The organism is Actinacidiphila sp. bgisy160 (assembly GCF_965342435.1).
Taxonomy (GTDB): domain Bacteria; phylum Actinomycetota; class Actinomycetes; order Streptomycetales; family Streptomycetaceae; genus Actinacidiphila.
Genome location: NZ_CBDRCM010000074.1, coordinates 24717 through 31363, shown reverse-complemented (window position 1 = coordinate 31363; position 6647 = coordinate 24717). Strand labels below are relative to the sequence as shown.

General features: G+C 69.4%; 6 protein-coding genes. All 6 read left to right on the top strand.

Annotated elements, in window-relative coordinates:
* The first annotated feature begins 128 nt into the window (after nt 1-128).
* The 6 genes from ACRWNP_RS34045 (at nt 129) to ACRWNP_RS34020 (ending at nt 6631) form a co-directional block, all read left to right on the top strand.
* A complete protein-coding gene (locus tag ACRWNP_RS34045) occupies nt 129-737 on the top strand; it encodes a CDP-alcohol phosphatidyltransferase family protein (RefSeq protein WP_026250929.1) in 609 nt (202 codons plus the stop codon).
* Nucleotides 738-878: 141 nt separating this feature from the next.
* Nucleotides 879-3374 (top strand): sugar phosphate nucleotidyltransferase, encoded by a 2496-nt coding sequence (locus tag ACRWNP_RS34040; RefSeq protein ID WP_431968355.1) that lies wholly within the window; start codon nt 879-881, stop codon nt 3372-3374.
* Between the two features lie 104 nt (nt 3375-3478).
* On the top strand, nt 3479-4420 hold the full coding sequence (locus ACRWNP_RS34035) for a DUF881 domain-containing protein (RefSeq protein WP_431968353.1): 942 nt from the start codon (nt 3479-3481) through the stop codon (nt 4418-4420).
* On the top strand, nt 4417-4749 hold the full coding sequence (locus ACRWNP_RS34030) for a small basic family protein (protein ID WP_003984969.1): 333 nt from the start codon (nt 4417-4419) through the stop codon (nt 4747-4749). The genes ACRWNP_RS34035 and ACRWNP_RS34030 overlap by 4 nt, the downstream gene beginning before the upstream one ends.
* 7 nt (nt 4750-4756) lie before the next feature.
* The gene (locus ACRWNP_RS34025) at nt 4757-5698 is read left to right on the top strand and encodes a DUF881 domain-containing protein (RefSeq protein WP_431968351.1); all 942 of its coding nucleotides are present in this window, start codon (nt 4757-4759) and stop codon (nt 5696-5698) included.
* Between the two features lie 111 nt (nt 5699-5809).
* Nucleotides 5810-6631 (top strand): FHA domain-containing protein, encoded by an 822-nt coding sequence (locus ACRWNP_RS34020; RefSeq protein ID WP_431968361.1) that lies wholly within the window; start codon nt 5810-5812, stop codon nt 6629-6631.
* Nucleotides 6632-6647: the final 16 nt, after the last annotated feature.

The following is a 6647-nucleotide window of genomic DNA, read 5'->3' as shown; positions in this document are numbered from 1 at the left end:
ACCGCCGAACAATCTTTAATATGCCCGCCGCCGGAGCCTCATCAGAGGCCCGGCGGCGGGCTTTTTCATGCCCTGATGTAAGGTCGGGTGGAATCATCGGAGCGTACGTTCAACAGGAGGGGCCCCCGGTGGAGGTCCAGGAGACAAGGGTGCAGACGGATCGCGTCTTCACGATCCCCAACATCCTGAGCATGGCACGGCTGTTGGGCGTGCCCGTGTTCCTGTGGCTCATCCTGTGGCCCGAGTTCGGCGGTCCGAAGGTCGACGGCTGGGCGCTGCTCGTGCTCGCCCTGAGCGGCGTCAGCGACTACCTGGACGGGAAGCTCGCGCGCCGCTGGAACCAGATCAGCAGCCTCGGGAGGGTGCTGGATCCGGCCGCGGACCGGCTGTACATCGTGTCCACGATCATCGGCCTCACCTGGCGCGGGATCCTACCCTGGTGGCTGACGGCCATCCTGGTGGCCCGGGACGCCGTCATGGGCGTGATGATCCTGGTCATGCGCCGGCACGGCTGGGGTCCGCCGCAGGTCAACTTCATGGGCAAGGCAGCCACCTTCAACCTCATGTACGCCTTCCCGCTGTTGCTGCTGAGCGACGGCGACGGGTGGCTGAACACGCTCGCTGCTATTTTCGGATGGGCGTTCGCCGGATGGGGTACAACGCTGTATTGGTGGGCAGGGATCCTCTACGTGGTCCAGGTCCGCCGACTCGTCAGGGCGGACGCCACGGCCGATTGAGCCCGCGTGCCCGGTAGGAGAGCCCTCCGGCCGGGTGCCCCGCGCGTGACCGGCGGTCCGGGGGACCGCGACGTTCCGCGTAAGAGAGAGCACGGGTGACGTCGGCAAGACAGTCGTCTCTTTGAGGAGGACGCTTCCGACATGAAGGCCGTCGTGATGGCCGGCGGCGAAGGCACGCGCCTTCGCCCGATGACCTCGAGCATGCCCAAGCCGCTGCTGCCGGTCGTGAATCAGCCGATCATGCAGCACGTGCTCAAGCTGCTCAAGCGGCACGGTCTGACCGAGACCGTGGTGACCGTGCAGTTCCTCGCCTCGCTCGTCAAGAACTACTTCGGCGACGGCGAAGAGCTCGGCATGGACCTCACCTACGCGAACGAGGAGAAGCCACTCGGCACCGCCGGCAGTGTCAAGAACGCCGAGGACGCGCTCAAGGACGATTCGTTCCTGGTGATCTCCGGTGACGCCCTGACCGATTTCGACCTCACCGAGCTGATCAACTTCCACAAGGAGAAGGGCGCGCTGGTCACCGTCTGCCTGACCCGTGTGCCCAACCCCCTGGAGTTCGGCATCACCATCGTCGACGAGGAGGGCAAGGTCGAGCGCTTCCTCGAGAAGCCGACCTGGGGCCAGGTCTTCTCGGACACGGTGAACACCGGCATCTACGTCATGGAGCCCGAGGTCTTCGACTACGTCGAGCCCGACGTCTCCGTGGACTGGTCAGGTGACGTCTTCCCGCAGTTGATGAAGGAAGGCAAGCCCATCTACGGCTACATCGCCGAGGGCTACTGGGAGGACGTCGGCACGCACGAGAGCTACCTCAAGGCGCAGGCGGACGTCCTCGAGGGCAAGGTCGACGTCGACCTCGAGGGCTTCGAGATCTCGCCCGGTGTGTGGGTCGCCGAGGGCGCTGAGGTGCACCCGGACGCGACACTGCGCGGTCCCTTGTACGTCGGTGACTACGCCAAGGTCGAGGCCGGGGCCGAGCTGCGCGAGCACACGGTGATCGGCTCCAACGTCGTCGTGAAGTCCGGCGCCTTCCTGCACAAGGCCGTCGTCCACGACAACGTCTACATCGGGCCGCAGACCAACCTGCGCGGCTGTGTCATCGGCAAGAACACCGACGTCATGCGCGCGGCGCGGATCGACGACGGCGCGGTCATCGGCGACGAGTGCCTGATCGGCGAGGAGTCGATCATCGCGGGCGACGTCCGGGTCTACCCGTTCAAGACCATCGAGGCCGGCGCTTTCGTGAACACCTCGGTCATCTGGGAGTCCAGGGGCCAGGCCAACCTCTTCGGCGCCCGGGGCGTCTCCGGGATCCTGAACGTGGAGATCACCCCAGAACTGGCCGTCCGCCTCGCGGGCGCGTACGCGACGACCCTCAAGAAGGGCGCCACGGTCACCACCGCCCGTGATCACTCCCGCGGTGCCCGTGCCCTGAAGCGTGCGGTGATCTCGGCACTCCAGGCCAGCGCGATCGACGTGCGTGACCTGGAGAACGTGCCGATGCCCGTGGCACGGCAGCAGACCGCGCGCGGCAGCGCCGGCGGCATCATGATCCGGACGAGTCCCGGCATCCCCGACTCGGTCGACATCATGTTCTTCGACGAACGCGGCGCCGACCTGTCGGCGGCGGGGCAGCGCAAGCTGGACCGCGTCTTCGCGCGCCAGGAGTACCGACGTGCGTTCCCCGGTGAGATCGGCGACCTGAACTTCCCGGCGAGCGTCTTCGACTCCTACACTGGCGCGCTGCTGCGGGCCGTGGACACCTCGGGCATCGCCGAGGCCGGGCTCAAGGTGGTGGTCGACGCCGCGAACGGCAGCGCGGGCCTGGTCCTGCCGAGCCTGCTCGGGCGGCTCGGTGTGGACTCGCTGACGATCAACCCCGGCCTCAACGAGGCCAGGCCGACCGAGACCGCGGACGGCCGGCGCTCCGGCCTGGTCCGGCTCGGGGAGATCGTGGCGTCCTCTCGGGCAGCGTTCGGCGTGCGGTTCGACCCGGTCGGCGAGCGGCTGTCGCTGGTGGACGAGCGCGGCAAGATCATCGAGGACGACCGGGCCCTGCTGGTCCTGCTCGACCTGGTCGCCGCCGAGCGCCGCAGCGGCCGGGTGGCGCTGCCCGTGACGACGACACGCATCGCCGAGCAGGTCGCGGCGTACCACGGCACGCAGGTGGAGTGGACGACGACCTCGCCCGACGACCTGACCCGGGTCGGACGACAGGACTCGACCATCTTCGGCGGTGACGGCAAGGGCGGCATCATCGTCCCGGAGTTCAGCAGCGTCTTCGACGGCGCCGCGGCCTTCGTGCGGCTGATCGGCCTGGTGGCCCGTACCCAGCTCACCCTGAGCCAGATCGACGCCCGCATTCCGCGGGCCCACGTCCTCAAGCGGGACCTGGCGACGCCGTGGGCCGTCAAGGGCATGGTCATGCGCCGTGTGGTGGAGGAGGCGGGCGACCGCTCCGTCGACACCACCGACGGCGTGCGTGTCGTCGAGGCGGACGGCCGCTGGGTGATGGTGCTCCCCGACCCGGCGGAGGCGGTCACGCATTTGTGGGCCGAGGGCCCGGACGACGCCTCCGCGCAGGCACTGCTCGACGAGTGGTCGGCGATCGTGGACAGCGCGGGCCGCTGATGCGCTGAGACCCCGCCCCGGCAACGGTGCACGGGCCCCTCCCGACGCGACGAACGGCGCGTCGGGAGGGGCCCGTTCGAGGTCGGTGTCACGGACATGCGACGATGTGCGGCATGTCGCAGCAGCACCCCGATCGGAGCAGCGCCCCTGGGAGGGCCGTGACCCGGCGCCCGGACGCCTCCATGTCGCTGCTGACCAACGTCATGGAGCACAGCCTCGACGACGGATACGCCGAGGCCGCCGCCCGCCGGGGCGCGACCGGTACGTCCCGCCTGCCGGGCACGCTGCGGGGCCGGCTGGTGCTCGCTCTGGGTCTGGTGCTGGCCGCCGTGGTGGTCACCATAGGCGCGGCGCAGACGCAGGTGGCGGCCCCGACACTGGCCAAGGAGCGGCAGAAGCTCATCGACCGCATCCAGTCCGAGACCCGTACCGCCGACGATCTGCAGAAGAGCGTGGACGAACTGCGCGACGACGTGGCGGCCAAGCAGCGGCAGGCGCTCAACGCCCAGGACGGAGAAGCGGAGCGCGTGGCGCTCCTGGCCGGGGCGACACCGGTCACGGGGCCGGGAATCGAGCTCGAGGTCAACGACGCCAAGGAGGCCTCGTCGGGCGGCGGCAGCGATCCGCGTACGACCAGTGACTTCTCCGACACCGGCCGTGTGCGCGACCGGGACATGCAGCGCATCGTCAACGGCCTGTGGGCGTCGGGTGCGGAGGCCATCTCGATCAACGGGCAGCGGCTGACGTCGTTGTCGGCCATCCGTGCCGCGGGTGACGCCATACTGGTCGACAACCGGCCGCTGGTACCGCCCTACAAGATCCTGGCGATCGGGGATCCGCAGAAACTGGGCACGTCCTTCCAGGACAGCGCGGACGGGCAGTACTTGCACGTCCTGCAGGAGAACTACGGGATCCGCGCGCGCGTCTCCGAGAAGGAGAAGCTGGCACTGCCCGCGGCTCCGAGCCTGATCATCCGCTCCGCGACCCCGCTCCCCTCGGGCGGGCCGTCGTCGAGCGCATCCGGAAATGGGAAGGGTACGAATTGATCGCCGTACTGGGCTTGATCGTTGGAGTGGTGGTGGGCCTGGTGGTCCGCCCCGTTGTGCCGACGGTCGTCGAGCCCTACCTCCCGATCGCCGTGGTCGCCGCGCTCGATGCCGTCTTCGGTGGTCTGCGGGCCATGCTCGACGGGATCTTCGACGACAAGGTCTTCGTGGTCTCCTTCCTCTCCAACGTCGTCGTGGCCGCGCTGATCGTCTTCCTGGGCGACAAGCTGGGAGTGGGTGCGCAGCTCTCCACGGGTGTGGTGGTCGTCCTCGGCATCCGCATCTTCTCCAACGCCGCGGCGATCCGCCGCCATGTCTTCCGGGCGTGACAGCACGATGAGCGACGAGAACGACAAGACCCCGGAGCCGCTGGAGCCGCCTGAGCGTCCCGGGCCGCCCGCCGGGGCGGAGCCTCCGGCGCCGGAGCGGCCCGCGGCACGCCCCGAGCCGCCCGCCGCCGCACCGGTGCCGCCGGCCGGGCCGGCGGACGCGGAACCGCCCGCGCACGGTGGTCAGGGGCCGCAGGACACGGGGGAACCTCAGGGCGCGGCGCCCTCCGCGACCGGCCGGGAACGGCTCAAGGCGGGGCTGTGGCCGCCGCGGGTGTCCAGGGCCCAGTTGATCGTCGCGCTCCTGCTGTTCGTGCTGGGCCTGGGCCTGGCCATCCAGGTCCGTTCGACCAGCGACACCAGCGCGCTGCGGGGTGCCCGCCAGGAGGACCTGGTGCGCATCCTGGACGAGCTGGACAACCGCTCGCAGCGGCTCGGCGACGAACGGCGGCGCCTGGAGGAGCAGCGCACGGAGCTGGAGAACAGCTCCGACCAGGCCGAGGAGGCCCGCAAGCAGACCGAGCAGAAGGCCGGGCAGCTCGGGGTGCTGGCCGGGACGGTCGCCGTCGAGGGCCCGGGGATCACGCTGACGATCAACGACCCCCAGAGCGCGGTCGAGGCCGACATGCTGCTCGACGCGCTGCAGGAGCTGCGCGCCGCGGGCGCGGAGGCGATCCAGATCAACGATGTGCGGGTCGTCGCCGACACGTACTTCATCCAGGGGCCGGGCGGCGTGCAGATCGACGGGCACAAGGTGAGCGCCCCCTACCGCTTCAAGGTCATCGGTAATCCACAGGATCTCGAGCCCGCCCTGAACATCCCGGGCGGCGTGGTACAGACTTTGGAGAAGGAGCAGGCCACAGCGGATGTGACGCGATCGGAGAAGATCGTTGTCGACGCCTTGCGGCCGTCGGAGCAGCCTGACTACGCTCAGTCGTCAAGCCGGTGAGGCAGGGGCGAGTGGGGTTTGCGGGGGAGGACAGGAGAATGCGGGGGGTCGCCGCACCGCTGGGGTGGTGCGTGAGAGAAACTGTGTGTTGGTCGTGACTGAGGGTTCGTCCTGCCCCACGGGCGGGTCTGTGTCGTTCAAGGGGAATCGCCCGTGAAGTTGTTCGGTAAGTGGTTCGGCAAGAGTTCGCGTCAGGCTGGTGACAGCCCGACGGCGCGGCACCGCGCCCCGCGGCACGTGCAGGGGGAGGGACCGGGCGAGGAGCGCCCGCTGTTCCGTGACGAGGCCGCTGCTCCGGGTGGTGACATTTCGGGCGGTCATGGTGCGGTTTCTGTTGACCCTGCGGCTGCGGGGCGCATAGGTTTCCAGCAACCATCAGCCTCTAGCACGGGTGGAGGGTCCTTGCCGGTCTGTACGCGGTGCGGGTTCCAGAACGCGGAAGCGAGCCGCTTCTGCTCCAACTGTGGCGCGCCGCTGCGTGCCGGAGTGCCGTCCGAGCGCGCCTCCGAGACCACGTCCACGATCTCCATCTCCGGGATCGAGGCGTACGAGGCCGAGGCGACGGGACAGACCACGCTGCCGGCGCTGTCGCCGGAGGCCCAGGCCGCGGTCGACGCGCTGCCCCCGGGCTCCGCGCTGCTGGTCGTGCGCCGTGGTCCCAACTCGGGGAGCCGCTTCCTCCTGGACGGTGAGCTGACGACGGCCGGCCGCCACCCGGAGAGCGACATCTTCCTCGACGACGTCACCGTCTCGCGGCGTCACGTGGAGTTCCGGCGCGCGCCGGACGGTTCCTTCACGGTCGCCGACGTCGGCAGCCTCAACGGCACCTACGTCAACCGGGAGCGGATCGACTCGGTGACCCTGTCCAGTGGCGACGAGGTGCAGATCGGCAAGTACCGACTGGTCTTCTACGCGAGCCAGTGGGGCGCCTGACCCCCGCGAGGGAAGG